The 19,248-nt window shown below is 73.8% G+C and carries 17 protein-coding genes and 1 riboswitch; of the genes, 5 read left to right on the top strand and 12 right to left on the bottom strand.

Annotated features, from left to right (window positions below):
* Positions 1-11 precede the first annotated feature (11 nt).
* Positions 12-135: riboswitch (ZMP/ZTP riboswitch) on the top strand.
* A gap of 115 nt (positions 136-250) precedes the next feature.
* Positions 251-1,090, top strand: coding sequence for a bifunctional 5,10-methylenetetrahydrofolate dehydrogenase/5,10-methenyltetrahydrofolate cyclohydrolase (locus ACFFHU_RS18015; protein WP_377341192.1), 840 nt, complete (start codon positions 251-253; stop codon positions 1,088-1,090).
* A 136-nt stretch (positions 1,091-1,226) separates the two neighbouring features.
* On the opposite strand, the gene ACFFHU_RS18020 is transcribed toward ACFFHU_RS18015, so the two are convergent.
* Together ACFFHU_RS18020 and ACFFHU_RS18025 are read right to left on the bottom strand one after the other, a co-directional pair.
* Positions 1,227-1,748, bottom strand: coding sequence for a hypothetical protein (locus ACFFHU_RS18020; RefSeq protein WP_377340393.1), 522 nt, complete (start codon positions 1,746-1,748; stop codon positions 1,227-1,229).
* Between the two features lie 96 nt (positions 1,749-1,844).
* On the bottom strand, positions 1,845-2,534 hold the full coding sequence (locus ACFFHU_RS18025; RefSeq protein ID WP_377340394.1) for a TetR/AcrR family transcriptional regulator: 690 nt from the start codon (positions 2,532-2,534) through the stop codon (positions 1,845-1,847).
* A gap of 74 nt (positions 2,535-2,608) precedes the next feature.
* Here ACFFHU_RS18025 and ACFFHU_RS18030 point away from each other — a divergent pair, with 74 nt between their 5' ends.
* Positions 2,609-3,631, top strand: coding sequence for an aldo/keto reductase (locus tag ACFFHU_RS18030; protein ID WP_377340396.1), 1,023 nt, complete (start codon positions 2,609-2,611; stop codon positions 3,629-3,631).
* A 48-nt stretch (positions 3,632-3,679) separates the two neighbouring features.
* Here the strand turns inward: ACFFHU_RS18030 and ACFFHU_RS18035 are convergent, their stop codons facing one another.
* On the bottom strand, positions 3,680-4,126 hold the full coding sequence (locus ACFFHU_RS18035) for a VOC family protein (protein WP_377340397.1): 447 nt from the start codon (positions 4,124-4,126) through the stop codon (positions 3,680-3,682).
* 189 nt (positions 4,127-4,315) lie between these two features.
* On the opposite strand from ACFFHU_RS18035, the gene ACFFHU_RS18040 reads away from it, so the two are divergent.
* Positions 4,316-7,168: an aconitate hydratase gene (locus ACFFHU_RS18040; RefSeq protein ID WP_377340398.1), complete on the top strand. Its 2,853-nt coding sequence runs from the start codon at positions 4,316-4,318 to the stop codon at positions 7,166-7,168.
* 105 nt (positions 7,169-7,273) lie between these two features.
* Here ACFFHU_RS18040 and ACFFHU_RS18045 read toward each other — a convergent pair whose 3' ends face one another.
* The 7 genes from ACFFHU_RS18045 to ACFFHU_RS18075 form a co-directional block, all read right to left on the bottom strand.
* Positions 7,274-7,864 (bottom strand): GTP-binding protein, encoded by a 591-nt coding sequence (locus ACFFHU_RS18045; RefSeq protein WP_377340400.1) that lies wholly within the window; start codon positions 7,862-7,864, stop codon positions 7,274-7,276.
* Positions 7,845-8,231 carry a DUF742 domain-containing protein gene (locus ACFFHU_RS18050; protein ID WP_377340401.1) on the bottom strand — a complete coding sequence of 129 codons (387 nt, stop codon included), beginning with the start codon at positions 8,229-8,231 and terminating at the stop codon, positions 7,845-7,847. The genes ACFFHU_RS18045 and ACFFHU_RS18050 overlap by 20 nt, the downstream gene beginning before the upstream one ends.
* A gap of 4 nt (positions 8,232-8,235) precedes the next feature.
* Positions 8,236-8,652: a roadblock/LC7 domain-containing protein gene (locus ACFFHU_RS18055; protein WP_377340403.1), complete on the bottom strand. Its 417-nt coding sequence runs from the start codon at positions 8,650-8,652 to the stop codon at positions 8,236-8,238.
* 14 nt (positions 8,653-8,666) lie between these two features.
* The gene (locus ACFFHU_RS31710) at positions 8,667-12,251 is read right to left on the bottom strand and encodes a nitrate- and nitrite sensing domain-containing protein (protein WP_377352556.1); all 3,585 of its coding nucleotides are present in this window, start codon (positions 12,249-12,251) and stop codon (positions 8,667-8,669) included.
* A 98-nt stretch (positions 12,252-12,349) separates the two neighbouring features.
* Positions 12,350-14,071 (bottom strand): prenyltransferase/squalene oxidase repeat-containing protein, encoded by a 1,722-nt coding sequence (locus ACFFHU_RS18065; protein ID WP_377340405.1) that lies wholly within the window; start codon positions 14,069-14,071, stop codon positions 12,350-12,352.
* Positions 14,072-14,114: 43 nt separating this feature from the next.
* A complete protein-coding gene (locus ACFFHU_RS18070) occupies positions 14,115-15,008 on the bottom strand; it encodes a terpene synthase family protein (RefSeq protein ID WP_377340406.1) in 894 nt (297 codons plus the stop codon).
* 6 nt (positions 15,009-15,014) lie between these two features.
* Positions 15,015-16,343 (bottom strand): cytochrome P450, encoded by a 1,329-nt coding sequence (locus tag ACFFHU_RS18075; protein WP_377341194.1) that lies wholly within the window; start codon positions 16,341-16,343, stop codon positions 15,015-15,017.
* Between the two features lie 293 nt (positions 16,344-16,636).
* On the opposite strand from ACFFHU_RS18075, the gene ACFFHU_RS18080 reads away from it, so the two are divergent.
* A complete protein-coding gene (locus ACFFHU_RS18080) occupies positions 16,637-16,882 on the top strand; it encodes a DUF2630 family protein (RefSeq protein ID WP_377340408.1) in 246 nt (81 codons plus the stop codon).
* Positions 16,883-16,977: 95 nt separating this feature from the next.
* Here the strand turns inward: ACFFHU_RS18080 and ACFFHU_RS18085 are convergent, their stop codons facing one another.
* Together ACFFHU_RS18085 and ACFFHU_RS18090 are read right to left on the bottom strand one after the other, a co-directional pair.
* On the bottom strand, positions 16,978-17,622 hold the full coding sequence (locus ACFFHU_RS18085) for an HAD family hydrolase (protein WP_377340410.1): 645 nt from the start codon (positions 17,620-17,622) through the stop codon (positions 16,978-16,980).
* 93 nt (positions 17,623-17,715) lie between these two features.
* Positions 17,716-18,576 carry a carbon-nitrogen hydrolase family protein gene (locus tag ACFFHU_RS18090; RefSeq protein ID WP_377340412.1) on the bottom strand — a complete coding sequence of 287 codons (861 nt, stop codon included), beginning with the start codon at positions 18,574-18,576 and terminating at the stop codon, positions 17,716-17,718.
* Positions 18,577-18,658: 82 nt separating this feature from the next.
* Between ACFFHU_RS18090 and ACFFHU_RS18095 the strand changes: the two genes are divergently transcribed.
* Positions 18,659-19,231: a TetR/AcrR family transcriptional regulator gene (locus ACFFHU_RS18095; protein WP_377340414.1), complete on the top strand. Its 573-nt coding sequence runs from the start codon at positions 18,659-18,661 to the stop codon at positions 19,229-19,231.
* Positions 19,232-19,248: the final 17 nt, after the last annotated feature.

A 19,248-nucleotide genomic window follows, 5' to 3' on the forward strand; every position in this document is an offset into this window, starting at 1 on the left:
CGGGGTACGGTTAGCGCGGCCGTGACTGGCGCATCGAGTGGAGCACCACCGGGGAGCGGCCAAGCGTCCAAACGACCGGTAGCCACCCGGGCGATCCGGACGCCGTCAGCACCGCCGCGCGCCTGGGCGAATCGCAGTGCCTTATGCGACGCCGACCCCGGGAGCTGCCATGAGCGCCACCGAATCTGCCCGTCCCACAGCCGGCGCCGACCACGCGCCCTCCGCGGCGGGCGCCGACCTCGCCCGTCCGATGGCGGGCGCCGACCTCGCCCGGGACATCCTGGCCGGAGCGGCCGACCGCGCCGCCGCCCTGGAGGCCCGGACGGGGGTACGCCCCTGCCTGGCCACGGTGCTCGTGGGCGACGACCCGGCGTCCGAGACGTACGTGCGGATGAAGCGCAACCGGTGCGCCGCGGCCGGGATCGGCTCCCGGCTCGTCGCGCTGCCGGCCGGCATCTCCACGACGGAGCTGGTGGACCGGGTCGGCACGCTCTCGGCCGACCCGGCCGTGCACGGCATCCTGCTCCAGCATCCGGTGCCGGCCGGGATCGACGAGCGGGCCGCGTTCGAGGCCATCGCCCCGGCCAAGGACGTGGACGGGGTGACCATGCACTCGTTCGGCGCCATGGCGTTCGGCCGGCCGGGCTTCGTCTCCTGCACGCCCGGCGGGATCCTTCGGCTGCTCGACGCGTACGACGTGCCCCTGGTCGGCCGGCGTGCCGTGGTGCTGGGCCGCAGTCCCATCCTCGGCCGGCCGGTCGGGATGCTGCTGCTGGCCCGCGACGCCACGGTGACCTACTGCCACTCCCGCTCCCGGGACCTGCCCGAGCTGGTCCGGGGCGCGGACCTCGTGGTGGCCTCCGTGGGCCGGCCGGAGTTCGTCCGGGGTGAGTGGCTGAAGCCCGGCGCGGTGGTGGTGGACGCCGGCTACCACCCGGGCGGGCTGGGTGACGTGCACGCCCCGTCGGCACGGGTCCGGGCCAGCCTGCTCACGCCGGTGCCCGGCGGCGTCGGACCGATGACCATCGCGGTCCTGCTGGAGCAGACCGTGGCCGCCGCCGAGGGCCTGGTGACGTCCCCGGCGTCGTGACGCCGGTCGTCGTCCCCGCTCGGTCGGGGCCCGGGTGGCCATCCGGTCGCCGTCAGGTGGCATCCGGCCGCCGTCAGGTGGCGTCGCGCCGCCGTCAGGTGGCGTCGGGCGGCCGTCCGGCGGTGTCGGGCCGCCGTCAGGTGGCGTCGGGCTCCGGGTCGTCGTGGTCGCCCGGCTCGACCACGGCGCCGGTACGTCTCACGGCTGCCGGGTCGCACAGCACGGTCACCCGGTAGCTCAGCCCGAGATTGGACCAGATGTCGCCACGCAGCACCAGGCAGAGGCCGACGCCGTCCCCCTCGGGGTGCTCGTAGAAGTCGGCCGCCGGCTCGGCGAGCGCGCCCACCAGGCCCTGGGTGCCCTGCGCCGTGGCGGCCACCTGGATCAGCCCCGCCGTCACCTGAAGCTCCACGTCGGCCAGCGCGTCCACGTCGTACCAGTGGGTGTCCGGCAGGAACAGCTGGGTGTCGACGCCCCGGCGCTGGTAGACCGGTCCGGCCATCCCGGTTGCCGGGTCCGGGCGGTCGCCGATCCAGGCCACCCCGGCGTACTCGGTACGCAGCCGGCGCGCCTCGGGTCGCTCCGGGTCGGCGGGAAACGGCGCGACGACGAAGTCGAGCCGGGGCTGGGCGCTCAGGTGGACGTCTGCGGCGATCACGGCCGGCACATTAGCACCGGCGCGCACCGGTACGGGCCCACGACTGGCCCGTGGCGGCACGGGCGTTGACCCGAACCCGCCACCGGCCCGTGGGCGTCACCGGTGAGCCCGTGCCGCCTCCGGCGCCTGTTCCGCACCGCTAGGGGCCGGGCGGAGTGGCGCGGTCTCGCCGTACAGGGTTGACGTCCACGCGTTGGTGAGCGTCGCCACCAGCACGGCCTGGTCGTCGAACGGCGGGACGCCGGCCGCGGCGAGGTAGTAGAGCCGCTCGCCCTGCCAGGTCAGCGCCGCGGCGACGGCACGTACGTTCAGATCACCCAGGTGTTCCCGGGCCCTGGGGTCGGCGCTGATCCGGGCCACCGCCGCTTCGGTGAAAAGGTCCATCTGCCCGGTCCACAGCGCCCGCAGGTCGTCGTCGGACCCCAGGTTCTCGACGATCGCGGTCAGCACGCCGGCGTTGTCCCGCCACAGCCGCGCGCCGTCGAGGATCCCGGTCCGGAGCGCCTCGACCGGGTCCTGCCGCCCGTCGAGCCAGGGGCCGGCGGCCCGCTGCCCCTGCGCGACGGCCTGCCGGACCAGTTCGCCCAGCACGGACTGTTTGCTGGGGAAGTAGAAGTAGAAGCTGGCCCGGGACACCTGGGCGGCGGCCAGGATGTCGGCCACGCTGAGCGTCTCGAACCGGCGCTGGGACAGCAGCGTGCGGGTCGCCGAGAGAATGCGTTCCCGCAGTTCACCCGGTGCGGAGGGACCGGACCGGCGGGTCGGGCGGGCGGCGGGCGGCGGCATGCCCGTGACGATACCCAATTTGTCCGGACAACACGTCTAGACGCACTGTCTGAACAATATGTATGGTCGCTGTCATGAGATACCGGACCTTTGGCCACAGCGGATTACGCGTCTCCGAACTCATCCTTGGCGCGATGACCTTCGGGGAGCAGGGTGGCGTGGGCGCACCGCTGCCGGAGTGCGAACGGATCCTGGACGCGTACGCCGAGGCCGGCGGGAACGCGATCGACACGGCGATCAACTACCGGGGCGGCGCGAGCGAGGAGATCCTCGGCGAACTGCTGCGGAGTCGGCGGGAGCGGTTCGTGCTCGGGTCGAAGTACACCGTCTCCCGGGACGGCGGTGACCCCAATGCGGCCGGCAACCACCGCAAGAACCTGCGCGCCTCGCTGGACACCAGCCTGCGCCGGCTGGGCACGGACTACCTGGACATCTACTGGGTGCACATCTGGGACCGGAGCACCCCGATCGACGAGACCATGCGGGCGCTCGACGACGCGGTACGGGCCGGGAAGGTGTTGTACGTGGGGATCTCCGACGCCCCCGCCTGGATCGTGGCCCGCGCCAACACCCTGGCCGAGTGGCACGGCTGGAGCCCGTTCATCGGCCTGCAGGTGCCGTACAGCGTGCTGCACCGGGACATCGAACGGGAACTGCTGCCGATGGCCGAGGCGCTGTCCCTCGGGGTGGCGGCTTGGAGTCCGCTGGCCGGCGGGGTGCTGTCCGGCAAGTACACCCGGGCGGCCGGCCCGCAGGGCGCGAACCGGCTGGACGCCGACTCGCTGTCCGAGCGCGACCACGCGGCCGCGCGGGCCGTGCAGGACGTCGCCGACGAACTCGGCGCCACCCCGTCGCAGGTCGCCCTCGCCTGGACGATGGCGCGGTCGCCCGCCGTCCACCCCATCGTCGGGGCGCGCCACCTCGACCAACTGCGGGACAACCTGGGCGCCGCGGACCTGACCCTGCCCGCGGCGGCCGTCGACCGCCTGGACGCGGCTGCCGGATTCGCGCCCGGCTTTCCCACGGACTTCATCGACCAGACGTCGGAGTGGGTCTTCGGCGCCGCCCTCGTCGACCGGCAGGCCCGGCACCGTTAAGAGGGGGCCCCTGCTATACAAAAAGCGATAACAGGGGGCCCTTCCTTGCTATGCCGGGGCGAGGAACTCCAGGCGGTTGCCGTGCGGGTCGTGGGTGTGGAAGCGGCGCAGTCCGGGGAGCTCGTCGTTGGCCCAGGTCACGTCGTAGCCGGCCGCCGTCAGCCGGTCGGCGAGCGCGTCCAGGTCGGGCCAGAGCAGCCCGGGGTGCGCCTTGCGGGCCGGCCGGAAGTCGTCCTCGACGCCGAGATGCAGCTCGATGCCGGCCGGGCCGCCCGCGCCGCCCGGGCCAGCCGGGCCGCCCGCGCCGCCCGCGCCATCCGCGCCGGCCGCGCCATCCGAGCCGGCGGGCCGGTCCGGGGCGACGAACCAGCAGCCGCCGCGCGGGGCCAGCGCCGCCGGCTTCGGCTTCTCGACCAGGCCGAGCACGCCCGCGTAGTACGCCCGGAGCACCTCCTCGGAGCCGCGCGGGCAGGCGAGCTGCACGTGATGGATCATGGCGACCTCCCTCCCGGTCAGCGTGGCACGGGGTTGCGCGAATAGCAAGACGGACGTACGGTTTGATGAACTCGGACCGCGGGCCTGGCTCCGCGGGGTTACCTCGGCCGACGGTCGCGGTAACCGGTACGACAGACTTGCGGGCGAGCCCGGCGCACCGCGCCGGGGAGCCCGGCCGGCGGAACTGCGATGAAGGAGTACGACGTGGCGAGCCTCGACACCTTCGGTGCCAAAAGTGAGCTGCGCGTTTCAGACGCGAGCTACGAGATTTTCAAGATCGACAAGGTGGACGGGCATCAGCGCCTGCCGTACAGCCTGAAGATCCTCCTGGAGAACCTGCTGCGGACCGAGGACGGCGCGAACATCACGGCCGACCACATCCGCCAGCTCGGCGCCTGGGACCCGGACGCCGACCCCAGCGTGGAGATCCAGTTCACCCCGGCCCGGGTGCTCATGCAGGACTTCACCGGCGTGCCGTGCGTGGTCGACCTGGCCACCATGCGGGAGGCGGTCCGGGACCTCGGCGGCGACCCCACCCGGGTCAACCCGCTGGCCCCGGCCGAGCTGGTCATCGACCACTCGGTCATCGCCGACCTGTTCGGCCGGGAAGACGCCTTCGCCCGCAACGTCGAGCTGGAATACCAGCGCAACAAGGAGCGCTACCAGTTCCTGCGCTGGGGCCAGACCGCGTTCAACGAGTTCAAGGTGGTGCCGCCGGGCACCGGCATCGTGCACCAGGTGAACATCGAGTACCTGGCCCGGACGATCATGGAGCGCAACGGCCAGGCGTACCCGGACACGGTCGTCGGCACCGACTCGCACACCACCATGGTCAACGGCCTGGGCGTGCTGGGCTGGGGCGTGGGCGGCATCGAGGCCGAGGCCGCCATGCTCGGCCAGCCGGTCAGCATGCTCATCCCCCGGGTGGTCGGCTTCAAGCTGCACGGTGAGATGCCCGCCGGCACCACCGCCACCGACCTGGTCCTCACCATCACCGAGATGCTCCGCAAGCACGGCGTGGTGGGCAAGTTCGTCGAGTTCTACGGCCCCGGCGTGAGCGCGGTGCCGCTGGCCAACCGGGCCACCATCGGCAACATGTCCCCCGAGTACGGCTCCACCGTGGCGATCTTCCCGATCGACGACGAGACCGTGAACTACCTGAAGCTCACCGGCCGGGACGAGCAGCAGGTGGCGCTGGTCGAGGCGTACGCCAAGGAGCAGGGCCTCTGGCACGACCCGGCCCACGAGCCCGAGTACTCCGAGCGGCTCGAGCTGGATCTGTCCACCATCGAGCCGTCCCTCGCGGGGCCGAAGCGCCCGCAGGACCGGGTGCCGCTGGGCAACGCCAAGACGCTGTTCCGGTCGGCGCTCACCGACTACGTGGCCGCCGACGAGACCGGCGGCGACGCCGGCCGCACGCCCGGCGTCCCGCAGCAGGAGCGGCCGTACGGCGCTGCCGGGCACGCGGACGAGGCCAGCGCCGAGTCCTTCCCGGCCAGCGACGCCCCGGCCAACGGGGTCAGCGACCCGGCCGACGCGCCGCGCGACCTGGTCACCGCCGCGGTCGGCGCCGGCGGCCGGGCCAGCAACCCGGTCCGGGTCACCGGCGACGACGGTACGGAGTTCGAGCTCGACCACGGCGCCGTGGTGATCGCGGCCATCACCTCCTGCACCAACACCTCGAACCCGCAGGTCATGATCGGCGCGGCGCTGCTGGCCCGGAACGCGGTGGAGAAGGGCCTGGCCCGCAAGCCCTGGGTGAAGACCACCCTCGCCCCCGGCTCCAAGGTGGTCATGGACTACTACGAGCGGGCCGGTCTCACGCCCTACCTCGACAAGCTCGGCTTCAACCTGGTCGGCTACGGCTGCACCACCTGCATCGGCAACTCCGGTCCGCTGCCGGAGGCCATCTCCGCCGCGGTCAACGAGAACGACCTCACCGTGGTGTCGGTGCTGAGCGGCAACCGGAACTTCGAGGGCCGGATCAACCCGGACGTCAAGATGAACTACCTGGCCTCCCCGCCGCTGGTGGTGGCGTACGCGCTGGCCGGCACCATGGACATCGACCTGGCCAACGAGCCGCTCGGCGAGGACTCCGACGGGCAGCCGGTCTTCCTGCGCGACCTCTGGCCGAGCACCGCCGAGATCCAGGACGTGATCTCCAAGGCCATCGGCGCCACCGGCTTCGGCCAGGCATACTCGGACGTCTTCGCCGGCGACGAGCGCTGGCAGTCGCTGCCCACCCCCACCGGCGACACGTTCGCCTGGGAGGGCGCCTCGACGTACGTCCGCAAGCCCCCGTACTTCGAGGGCATGGCGCCGGAGCCGGCGCCGGTGGCCGACATCTCCGGGGCGCGGGTGCTGGCCAAGCTGGGCGACTCGGTGACCACCGACCACATCTCGCCGGCCGGCTCGATCAAGCCCGACTCCCCCGCCGGGAAGTACCTGGCCGAGCACGACGTGCCGCGGCACGAGTTCAACTCGTACGGCTCACGCCGGGGCAACCACGAGGTGATGATCCGGGGCACCTTCGCCAACATCCGGCTGCGCAACCAGCTCGTGCCGGGCGTGGAGGGCGGCGTCACCGTCAACCACCTCAGCGGCGAGCAGACCTCCATCTACGACGCGTCCGTCGCGTACGCCGAGGCCGGCGTGCCGCTGGTGGTGCTGGCCGGCAAGGAGTACGGCTCGGGCTCGTCCCGCGACTGGGCGGCCAAGGGCACCATGCTGCTCGGCGTGCGGGCCGTCATCGCCGAGTCGTACGAGCGGATCCACCGGTCGAACCTCATCGGCATGGGGGTGCTGCCGCTGCAGTACCCGGCCGACGCCACGGCCGAGTCGCTCGGCCTCGACGGCACCGAGACGTTCACGATCAGCGGCATCACGGCGCTGAACGACGGCGCCGTCCCGCGGACCGTGAAGGTCAGCACCGACACCGGTGTGGAGTTCGACGCGGTGGTCCGGATCGACACCCCGGGCGAGGCCGACTACTACCGCCACGGCGGCATCCTGCAGTACGTCCTGCGCAAGATGCTCGGCTGAGCTTCGAAGGAAGGGCCCCTTCTTATCGCTTTTCGTATAGGAAGGGGCCCTTCTTAACGCCTCCGCTCCGGCGGTGCGGGCGGCGGCGGGCGCGCTCGCCGCGGGTCAGCGGCGGCTCTCGCGGAGCTTCATGGCGTGCTCCAGCAGGTTGATGAGCACGTCCTTCGCCGACTCCTTGCGCCGGGCGTCGCAGAGCACCACCGGGACGTCGGCGTCGAGATTCAGCGCCTGCTGCACATCGTGCAGCGCGTACCGCTGGGCGCCTTCGAAGCAGTTGACCGCCACGATGAACGGGGTGCCGCGGCCCTCGAAGTAGTCGATCGACGGGAAGCAGTCGGCCAACCGGCGGGTGTCCGCCAGAACCACGGCGCCCAGCGCGCCCAACGACAGCTCGTCCCAGACGAACCAGAAGCGGTCCTGGCCGGGCGTGCCGAACAGGTAGAGCACCAGATCGTCGCTGATGGTGATGCGGCCGAAGTCCATGGCCACCGTCGTGGTGGCCTTCTCCTCCACCCCGGACAGGTCGTCGATGCCGACGCCGGTCTCGGTCAGCACCTCCTCGGTGCGCAACGGCGGCGTCTCGCTGACCGTACCCACCAGGGTGGTCTTGCCTACCCCGAAACCACCGGCGATCAGGATCTTGATCCCGGTGGGCAGGCCCTCCGGAACCCGGCGGTCAGAGTGCTCGTAGTCCATTGATAACCGCCTCGAAAACGCTGTCATCGGGAAGGGCCGCCGTGGCGCGCGGCTCACGCACCCGTACCAGTTCGCGTTCCACCAGGTCGCCGAGCAGCACCCGGACCGTGCCCAGCGGCAGGTTGAGATGCGCCGCGATCTCCGCCACCGACAGGGGCCGCTGGCACAGGGCCACGATGGCCAGGTGCTCGGGCCCCAGCCCCATCTCGGCGGTCGGGGTCCGTTCCGTGGCCACCACCAGCGAGATCAGGTCGAACGAGCCGGACTCCGTCCGCGCCCGGCCACGGGTCACCGCGTACGGGCGCACCACGGGGCCGGCGTGCTCGTCGAGCCACTGCTCATCCGCTGGATCACCGGGATCGACCATGGGCTCACCGTTCGCCCGGGGCATCGACCCGGTCCGGCGAGCTGAGGAACTTGCCCACCCGGGTCACCAGCATCGCCATCTCGTACGCGATGAGCCCCACGTCGGCGTCCTCGGAGGCCAGCACCGCGAGGCAGGCGTTCCGGCCGGCCGCCGTGACGAACAGGAACGACGACTGCATCTCGATGATGGTCTGCTGCACCTGCCCGCCGCCGAACCGCCGGCCCGCGCCCCGGGCCAGGCTCTGGATCCCGGACGCCATGGCCGACAGGTGCTCCCCGTCGTCCCGGCTCAGCCCGCGGGAGGCGGCCAGCAACAGCCCGTCGGTGGACAGGGCGATCGCGTGCTCCACCTGCTTCACCCGGCCGACCAGGTCGTCCAGCAACCATGCCAGGTCAACGCTTGAAGCCGTCTGCTGCACCACTCGTTGTCCTCTTTCTACCTGCTGGAAGCGCCGTCATGGTCGGCTGCGGGCGGGTCGTCATCGGTCCGGGCCGCGTCGGCCGGCGCCGCCCGCTCGGCGGTCCGCGCCGCGTCGCGGGCCGGTTCCGAGCCGTCGGCGGAAGCCTGGTCGTCGGCGGAAGCCTGGTCGTCGGCGGAAGCCTCGTCGTGGGCGGAAGCCTCGTCGTGGGCGGAAGCCTCGTCGTGGGCGGAAGCCTCGTCGCCGATCCGGGCCGCGCTGCCCACCGGTTCTTGGTTGCCAGCCCGGGCCGGGTCACCAACCAGGGCCGGGTCACCAACCAGGGCCGGGTCACCAACCAGGGCCGGGTCACCAACCAGGGCCGGGTCGCCAGCCGGTTCCCGGCCGTCGGACGGGACGGGAGCGTCCGTCGGCGTCGCGCCCTCGACCGGCGCAGCCTCATCGGCCGCCGGACCCGCCGCTGGCTCGGCATCGTCGGCCGGTACAGCATGGTCTGCCGGCGTCAGAGCCGTGGCCGGCGATGCCTCGTCGGCCGGCACCGGGCCAGCGGCGGCCGACTCGGCCCCGCCGTCGGTGTCGGCATCCGCGGCCAGCGCCGGGCTGGCGGGCCCAGCCATGCCGACGGCCTCGTCGTCGGCCGGCGGCTCGGTCGCGGCGGCGACCTGCTCCGCGCCGGCCTCGCTCAGTTGGGCCGCCGCCGACCGGCCCCGCCGGGTCCCGGTCTGGTACGAGGTCATCATCCGGCGGATCTGTTCGGGTGGCCGGGTCGGCGCGCCCGGTTCGGCCTCCTCGGACGCGGCCGACCGCAGCGGCGCCGCGATGCTGGCCTGGCGCACCCGGACCGGCAACCCGGAGTCGGCCCGCGTGGCCGCGGCCCCGGCCGGATCGCCGGCCGGGTTCGCCGGCCGGTCCGGCCCGGCCACCCCGGAACCGGCCAGGCCGTCCGCGCCACCGCCGGAACCGGCCAGGCTGTCCGCGCCACCGCCGGAACAGGCCAGGCTGTCCGCGGACGCGCCGGAACCGGCGGCAGCCGCGGCGGATCGGGCCGGAGGCGTACCGGTGGTCGATCCGGAGGCGGCCGGCGACCGGTCGCCCAAGACCTCCCGCAGGTGTGCGCCCGGAATCCGGCGGCGCCGGGTCGGCAGGGCCGGCTCCACCGCGGCGGCGCCGTCCGGGTCGGTGTCCGGCCCGGACGACAGCGCCCCCGCCGCGACCCCGCCGGCGCCCGGCCGGACCGGAAGCTCGGCGGTGGGCTCGGCGAGCGCGCGGGCCACGGCCTCCTGGTACGGCGAGCTCGACCGACCGTCGCCGGCCGGCTCCGCGTCACCCGCCGGATCGCGCGGACCGCCGTTGTCCCTCGATCCGACCCCGTCGCGGTCACCCGAGCCGAGATCGCCGCCCGAGCCCCCGCTGCCGTCGGCGCCGTCGCCGCGCGAGCCGGCGCCGTCTGGGCCGACCCCGCCGCGCGAGCCGCCGCCGGCCGCCGGGCCACCGTTGTGGCCCGGGCGACCGAAGCCGCTCGAGCCGGAACGCCGGGCCGGCAGGGTCGGGACGGAGTTCGCGGGGTCGGCGGGGATCACCGGGGCCGGGCGGCCGCGCTCGGCCACCGCCACCGACCCGCCGCCCGCCGGCTCGATGCCGGCGCCGGCCGCCTCCGTCCCGCCGCGCCGGGCCGCGGACGGCAGCGCCGCGCGCCCGCCGCTCAGCTCGCCCGAGTTGTCGAGGTTGTCCGCCACCAGGTTCTGCGGGATGAGCACGACGGCCGTGGTGCCGCCGTACGCCGACTCCTTGAGCTGCACACGCACCCCGTGCCGCTCGGTCAGCCGGCTCACCACGAAGAGCCCCAGCCGGCTCGCGGTGGCGAGGTTGAACTCGGACCGGTCGAGGATCCGGGCGTTCGCGGCGGCCAGTTCCTCGTCGGCCATGCCGAGGCCGCGGTCCTCGACCTCGATGACGTACCCGTTGGCGACCGACTGGCCGCGGACCTCCACCGTCGTGTGCGGCGGGGAGAACGACAGGGCGTTCTCGACGAGTTCGGCCAGCAGGTGGATGACGTCACCGACCGCTCGACCGGCGAGCGACACCGAGCCGAACGGCAGCACGGTCACCCGGGTGTAGTCCTCCACCTCGGCCACCGCACCGCGCACCACGTCGATCATCGGGACGTTCCGCCGCCACGCCCGGCCGGGCGTCGACCCGGACAGCACGATGAGGTTCTCGGCGTTGCGGCGCATCCGGGTGGCCAGGTGGTCCACCCGGAACAGGTCCTCCAGCTCCTCGGCGTCGGTCTCCCGCCGCTCCATGGCGTCCAGCAGGGTGAGCTGGCGGTGTACCAGGGCCTGCGTCCGTCGCGCCAGGCTAAGGAAGATTTCCCGTACGTTCCTGCGCAGCTCGGCCTGCTCGACGGCGGTCCGGATGGCGGTCTCCTGCACCGCGTTGAATGCCTGGCTGACCTGCCCGATCTCGTCCGGGCCGACCGCCAGCGGCGGGGCCTCGGTCGCCACGTCCACCTTGTCGCCGCGGCCGAGCCGCTCCACCACCCCCGGCAGGCGCTCGTTGGCCAGCCGCCAGGCGGCCTCGCGGAGCCGTTCGAGCTGCCGCACCAGGGCCCGGGCGGTGGTGATGGAGACCACGATGGATGCGATGACGGCGATCAGGCCGAGGCCGGCGGCCAGGATCATCCGGATGATCACGCCGATCGCCACCGGGGTGGCCCGGTGCACGACGGAGTCGCCGCCGGCCAGGATCACCGACTGCAGGTCGGCGAGCGCCGCCTCGGTAGCGTTCCGCCAGTCCAGCGCGCTCACCGGCAGCGGGTCGCCGCCCGGTCCGTGCGCGACGATGCGGTCCTCGAACGAGCGGAACCGGCTGAACGCCTGGCCCCCCGCCATCCGGTCGAAGCTGTCCCGGTCGGTGGTCGGCAGACTCGCCACCGCCTGCGCGGTGAGGAACCGCTGCGCGCCGACCAGCCGGGCGAAGGCGGCGTACTCTTCGGTGCTGAGCCGGCCGTTGCTCAGCACGCCGGCGATGAGCGCGTCCTCCTCGGATGCCAGCTCGCGGACCCGTTGCAGCTGGGTCAGCGCCCGCACATTGTCGGCGAGCGCCTCGTCGTCCAGGCCGCCGAGCTTGTCGTACACCCGGAACAGGGCGTCGATGGCCGTGCTGAAGGAGGCCGCGGCGGCTGTCCGGTCCGCCGTGCCGCTGTCGATCCCCGACCGGGTGGCGTCCAGCGCGTCCAGCTGGGTGACGGCCGCGTCGAGCCGGCGGCTCAACTCGTCATCGGCGGCCAGCTGCGCCCGCCAGGTGTGTGCCGAGGCGCCGAAGTCCTTGGCGAGCCGGGTGGTCTGCTGCCGCTTCGCCGCCAGCACGGCCCGCTGCTGCTCGGTCGGCTTGCTCAGGTAGACCACCGAGAGCCGCCGCTCCACCTGCAGCTCGGACAGCAGCGGCTCGCTGGGCTGCGCCACCTTACTGTCCAGGGTCTGCACCCAGATCAGGTTCAGCCCTTCCCGGAGCGTCACCCAGGCCGCGAACGCCCACAGCGCCGCGAGCGAGACCAGCAGGGCGACAATCTTGGTACGCAGGCGAAAGCTGCGGGAAGCCATTACACCGTCCCAGGCCGGGGGATCTCGGGCACGAGTGGAGCGCGGGCGGCGCGGAACGCATCGACCCCGGCGCACGCTAGCAGTGTCGTGAGCGCCACTCAACCCGTCCGGATCACGTCGGCGCCGGCGGGCGGCACCGCCGGCAGCGTGGCGTCGCGGAGCGCCAGCAGTCCACGATGGATGGAGGACAGCACGGCGGCCCGGACCACCGCGGTGGGCCGGTACAGATCCTTGTCGTGCCACAGCGACGGCCCCTGCCGAGCCCCGTCCGGATGGCTGATCAGGAACTTCACCCCCCGCCGCAGGGCCGCGCGGACACCGGTACGGCCCGGCGGGCCGGTCAGCAGGATGCGGACGGCATAGGCCGTCTCCTCGCTGGTGGACCCGGCCCCGCCCCAGCCGCCGTCCTCGCGCGCGCTGGCCAGCACCCACTCCACCGCCCGGTCGACGGCCGGCCCGGACTCGGCGGGCGCCGCGTACTCCGCCAGCGCGACCGCGGCGCACCCGGTGGCGTAGTAGGGCGAGGCGTGCCAGCGGTCGGTCCACCGGCCGTCCGGCTGCTGCCGGTCCACGAGCCAGACGGCCACCCGGCGGGCTGCCGAGGCGTACCGGTGGTCCGCGGCCCGGCCCAACGCGTCGAGGACGTGGGCGTTCGTCGTCACGGAGGCGCCGTCCTCGGCGGACCAGGTGCTGAAGTGGTCGCCCCGGTCGTAGCCGAGCAGCGCGGCCGGCGGCGCCGGCCGGCCGAGCAGGGTCAGCGCGTGCAGCACCACGGCCGTGGTGTCGGCGTCCGCGGGCAGCCCCGGACCGGTGGCCGCGCCGTCCGGGCCGAGCGCCGCCGCGAGGCTGCGGGTCAGCACCGATGGCACCGTCACCGGTACGCCGGCCCGGAGCAGGTCGGACAGCACCCAGGCCCGCTCGAACACCGTGATGGGGGTGGCGCACGGCGCGAGTTCGGCGTGCTGCCGGCGTACCGTGGCCAGGTAGTCCCGGGCGGACCGGTCCTGCCCGCTGCGTGCGGGCCAGGCCGCCGTGGCCGCCGGATCGCCGCCGCCCGGGCCGTCCAGCCAGGTGGCGGTGGCGGCGGGATCGCCGCGGCCCGGCGCGCCGAGCCAGGCGGCCGTGGCCGCCGGTGACGCGCCCACGGCGCCCGGCCCGCACGGCCGGACCCCGGCGGCCCGCGGGGCATCCGGGCCGAGCACCTCGAGCGCGTGCAGCAGCTTCTCCGGCAGCGGCCGGCCCGCGGCCACCAGCCCGCGCAGCCCCGCCCACCGCTTCCCGGACAGCCCGGCCGGCAGCGGCGGAGGCGCCGCGTCGCGCCAGGCGTCCAGGCCGGCGCCCGGCCACTGCGCCAGCCGGGCCAGCCGGCGCCCGATGCGATCGGCCAGGGCCGGAGCGATCAGGTCCACGGCGGGGGTGTCCGGCACGTCGCTCCCGGCGGCCGCCGCCAGGGCCCGGAGGCCGGCATCCGCCGCCCGCGCCGGCTCGGCCGACGGGTGCGGACGACGGCCGTCCTCGCCGGCCAGCGCGGTGGCCAGCAGGGCGTCGGTGGCGCTCAGCGTCGGTACCACGCCGTACCCGCCGGGCGGTCCCCAGCCGCCGTCGGCCCGCTGCCGCGCCAGCAGCCAGTCCACCCGGGCCGCGTTGCCGGGCAGCCAAGGCGCCAGCGCGACCAGCCGGGCGGTCTCGTACTCCGACGGGGAGACCTGCCCCCAGGGTTGCCGGACCAGCTCCGCCAGCAGGCGCTGCGCGGCCACCGGCACGCAGCCGCGCGGCCCGCCCTCCCGGTCCGAACGGGACCGTTGGCGCCGGGTACTCACGGGGCGGCCGTCCGTTCACGCTGCGGGGCTGGCAAAACCGCGCTCACCGGTCAGCCACCCAGAAGTCGCCGAGTTGGTAGAAGCCGGTGCTGAAGCCGAGCTGCCGGGACAGGTACGCCGCCTCGGCCGGCCGGTGCGTCCGCAGCGCCCCGAGCCGCTCGTGGCACTCCCCGACCAGCTCGTCGAGACGCCGCTCCACGGCTGACCGGTCACCCGCGACCATGATCGAGTTCAGGTCACCCCACCGCAGGTCCCGCTCGTACGTGCCCAGGTCGTTGACCAGCCGCAGCGCCCGCTGCACCGCCCCGCTGGCCGCCACCAGCGCGGGCAGCCGGTCGGCCACGTCGGCGTCGCCGATCCGGATCCAGTACGCGACGTTGACCACCGTGCAGCCGAGGTTGTCGGCGTTGTCGAGATACTCGTCGAGGGTCGGCAGCGCCCCCGCGGCCGACCGTTCCCGCCAGGACCACTCCCGGGCCATCGCCGTCAGCACGTTGTCCAGCTCGGTCCGCCAGCAGAGGCGGGCCCGGGCGAACCCGGGCCGGTCCGCCAGCTCGTCGCGCTGGTCGGCCAGCAGCCGGCCGAGGTCGTCGCCGGGCTCCGGCTGGGCCCCGTCGGCCACCGCGAGGCAGCGGGCGGCCAGCGCCTCGATCTCGGTACGTGAGGTCGCCACCGAGTCGATCAACCAGTCGACGGCGAATCCCCACAGCACGCAGCGGTTGGCGAAGCCGAGCTCGGCGGGGCTGCGGTCCGGCGCGCCGAAGGCCATGGCCGACGAGATCGCGCCGAACAGCGTGGCGTCGAACGGCTCGGCCGGGAAGAGCCGGGGATGGCGGTGGGCGTACGCGGTCAGCTCCCGTTGGCCCCGGGCGGCCAGTGCGCAGATCCGGCCCTGGTCGGCGGCCGCCGTCATGTCGGTCGCGAGGATGTCCAGCACGGCGGCTCAGTCCCGGACCGGCTGGCGGTGGGCCTCCACCGTCATGATGATCCGTTCCTTCGGCCGCAGCGACGCCGCCAACTGCTTGTGCGGCATCCCCTGCCCCACCGGCCGGAACCGGAAGCGGCTCAGCAGCGTGGCGATGATCAGCGGGGCCTCGAGCTGGAACAGGTACATCCCGATGCACTGGTGGGCGCCGCCGCCGAACGGGAAGTACGCCCACCGGTGGGCCCGCTTCGGCGCGCCGGGGGCGAACCGCTCCGGATCGAACTCCTGCGGCCGGGGCCAGAACGCCGACAGGTGCTGGGTGATGTACGGGCTCATCAGCATCGTGCTGCCGGCCTCGATCCGTACCCCGTTGATCACGTCGTCCCGGACCGCGGTGCGGGGCACCAGCCAGCCGGACGGATAGTGCCGGATCAGCTCGTCCACCACCATCCGGGTGTACCGCAGCTCGCCGAGCTGCTCGTTGCGCACCGGCTGGCCGGCCACGACCACCCGGTCGATCTCGGCGTAGAGCCGCTCCGCGATGTCCGGACGCTCGTGCAGCAGCGGCCAGAGCCAGGCCAGGACCACATATGTCGTCTCGGTCGTGGTGGCGAAGGTCGCCACCACGTCGTCCCGTACCGGCCGTTCCGGCAGCGGCTCGCCGCGCGCGTCGGTGGCCCCGGCGAGGGTGGCCAGGACGTCGTCCCGGCCGTCGGGCTGGGCGCGGACCCGGCGGATGACCGGCAGCACCAGGTCGTCGATGGCGCTCACGGCGCCCCGGAACGCCCGGTCGCCGGGCATCGGAACGGCGTCGGGGATGAACGGCGCGAGGATCCGCCAGCGGACCGACCTGGCGATCACATCCTGGTGCCGGACGATCCGCATGGCGTCCTCGATGGGGATCCGGTCGCCGAACAGGACCCGGTTGATCGCGAGGCAGACCATCCGGGAGATCTCTTGCGCGACGTCGATTCGCTGCCCCGGGGTAAACCGGTCGGCGCCCTCGTTGAGCGCCTCACTCATCCCGTCCACCAGGGCGGCGACCCGCTTGGCCGTGAACATCGGCTGAAGGCGGCCCCGGCTGGCCGTCCAGGCCGTGCCCTCGCTGAGAATCCCCTCGCCGAACAGCCGTTCCAACGCCCGCCACATCAGCGAGTCCCCGCCGCGGATGTAGTTGCCGGGGTTCTCCCGCAGCACATGCTGGACGTGGCTGGGATGGCTGACGAGGTAGGGGCGGAGGGCGCCGAAGTTCAACCGGACCATCTCGGCGCCGACGTCGTCGGCCACCTCGACCAGCGCGTCCAGCAGGTCCCGGTCGCGCCGGGGCACCAGCCGGCGCAGCGGGATGAGCCGTGCCGTACGGGCCGGCGACTCCGCCGGGTCAACCATGCCGCTTCCACACGCTGGCCTCCTCGACCACCCGGCGGGATCTGACCGCTGAGTGGTGACACAGTGATTGAGAGTTACGGTGCCCAAGAGCATTACATTCACGCGTCCGGATTTCTAGAGCACATGGAATGAAATCCTGCGCATCGATTCACTGCGTTCGCTCCCGCCGCTCCTGGTTGCCTGCGTCCACCCGCCCGGGGTCGGTGGGGGGAACGCGAGCGGCCGCAGGCCGGCTGTGCGAGGCTCGTGGCATGGACGACAAGACGATCATGAGCCGGATCACCGAACTGGTCGATGAGGAGCACCAGCTGCGCAGCCAGGTGCAATCCGGCGAGGTGTCCAACGACGAGGAGCGGGAACGGCTCCGCCACCTTGAGGAGTCCCTCGACCAGTGCTGGGACCTGCTGCGCCGGCGGCGGGCCGCGCGCGACGCGGGCCAGGACCCCGAGCAGACCGGCTCCCGGCCGATCGACGAGGTCGAGCGGTACCTCCAGTAGCGACCCCGGCCCGCCGGCTCCGGATCCGGTCCCGACCGTGGTCGGGCCGGCCGGGGGCTCGGCGGCGCCGGATCGCGCGGGACGGAGTCCGGCGGTCAGCCGGCGAGCACCTCGGCCACCGCCGGAATCACCCCGTCGGCGGTACGGGTGGGGGCGAACCGGGGCTCCTGCCAGCTGCGTCCCCGGTGCAGCCAGACGCTGGGCAGGCCCATCGCCGCGGCGCCACCGATGTCGGCCTCCGGCCCGTCGCCCACCACCCAGGCCCCGCGCAGGCGCATCTGGGCCCGCTGCGCGGCCACCGCGAAGATCCGCGGGTTCGGCTTGCTCACCCCCACCTCCTCGGAGATGACCCAGTCGGCGACGTACCGGTCCAGCCCGGTGCCGCGGATCTTGGCCTCCTCCCGCTGCACCGTGCCGTTGGTCACCACCACCGGCACCCAGCCGGCCTTGGCCACGATCTGCAGCGCGCAGGCGACCAGCGGGTCCAGCCGGGCGCGCCGGATCACCCCGTCGTGCAGGGCCTCCACCAGGTCGATGGACGGGATCCGCAGGTCATATCGGGAGCGCAGCGCGTCCGCGATGTCCCACCGGTCGGTGAGGCCATCGGCGTCCATGGACAGCAACCAGTCGATGTCGGCGTCCGGCGCGCCGATCTCCGACAGAAAATTCTTTCCCCACGTGCGGAAGGCGCCGGTGCGGTCGAGCAGGGTGTTGTCCAGGTCGAGGAGCAGCAACGGCACGCCGGAACATTACGTGACCTCGGTGGCCGCGCGACAGACCGGCTCGGTTAACAGCAGGACTGTGCGAACGACGATGACCCGGCAATAGTGTGATCAGACGGTTATCACCGCGCGGGGGCCGCCCTGGTGCGGGAGCCGGTCGGTGAGCATGGGGTGCTCGGCCCGGACGCTCCGCAGCAGTTCCGGCCGCAGCGTCGCGAGCACCACCTCCTCGCCGGTGTCGGCGGCCCGGCGCACCGGCCGGCCCTCCGGGTCGTACACGGCCGCGCCGCCGTTGAAGCGCCACGGATCGGTCCCGCCGACCGGGTTGGCGAACACCACGTACATCGTGTTGTCCAGGGCGCGGGCGGCGTAGTAGAGGTCGCGGCGGTGCTGCGAACCCTCGACGTACCCGCTCGGGCAGAGATAGCCGTGCGTCCCGCCGGCCGCCGCGGCCCGCCCGTGTTCCGGGAAGCAGCCGTCGTAGCAGACGCCGAGCCCCAGCAGCCAGCCGTCCAGGCTGAGCGTCGCGCCCCGGTCCCCCGGCATGAACAGCTCGTTCTCGTCCGGCCCGCACAGGTGCTGCTTGTCGTACCCGACGCGGATCGCGCCGGACGGGTCGGCCACCAGCACCGAGCAGGTCCGCCGGCCGTCCGGCCAGCGGACGGCCGCGCCCAGCACGGCCACCACGCCGTGCTCGGCCGCCGCCCGGGGCAGCGCCGCCAGCCGGGGGTCGTCGACCCGGCCGTCCGGACCGGCCGCCACGTCGGTGCCGGCCGGGTCGGCCCGCAGGGTCGGCGGATGGTACGCCGGCAGGAACAGCTCGGGGAGCACGAGCAGCCGGGCGCCGCCGGCGGCGGCGGTGGCCACCAACCGGGCCGCCGTCCCGGCGTTCCCGGTCACGTCGCCGGGCACGGCCTCGGCCTGCGCCGCGGCCACGGTCAGCGGGCCCGGCGGCTCCTCGTGGGCGTCCATGCCGGCATCGTAGCGGTCGCGCCACAAACCCAAGCCGTACGTACGGCTTGCTGGGACCCGGCCGACCTGGCACGCTTGACTGGTGCCCAGGGTAAGCCAGCACCAACTCGACGCGCGCCGCCAGGAGATCCTCGCCGCGGCGCGCGGCTGCTTCGCCCGGCACGGGTACGAGGGTGCCACCGTCCGCCGCCTCGAAGAGGCGACCGGCCTCTCCCGCGGGGCGATCTTCCACCACTTCCGGGACAAGGACTCGCTGTTCCTGGCGGTGGCCGAGGACGACGCGGTGGAGATGGCCGAGACCGTGGCCCGTAACGGCCTCGTCCAGGTGATGCGCGATCTGCTGGACCGGGCGGGCAGCCCGGACACGGCAGGCTGGCTCGGCAGCCAGCTGGAGGTCTCCCGCCGGTTGCGCACCGACCCCGAGTTCGCGAAGCGCTGGGCCGAGCGCTCGGCCGCGATCGCGCAGGCCACCCGGGACCGGCTCGTCCGCCAGCGAGACGCGGGCGTGCTGCGCGACGACGTACCGATCGAGGTGCTCACCCAGCTCCTGGAGCTGGCCTACGACGGCCTGGTGCTGCACCTGGCCATGGGTCGCCCGGCGGGCGAGCTGAGCCGGGTGCTCGACCTGGTCGAGGAGGCCGTCCGCCGCCGCTAGGCGGGTGTCGCCGGTGG

Origin of the sequence: Plantactinospora siamensis, assembly GCF_042434095.1 — a bacterium.
In the GTDB taxonomy this organism is placed as follows: Bacteria; Actinomycetota; Actinomycetes; order Mycobacteriales; family Micromonosporaceae; genus KBS50.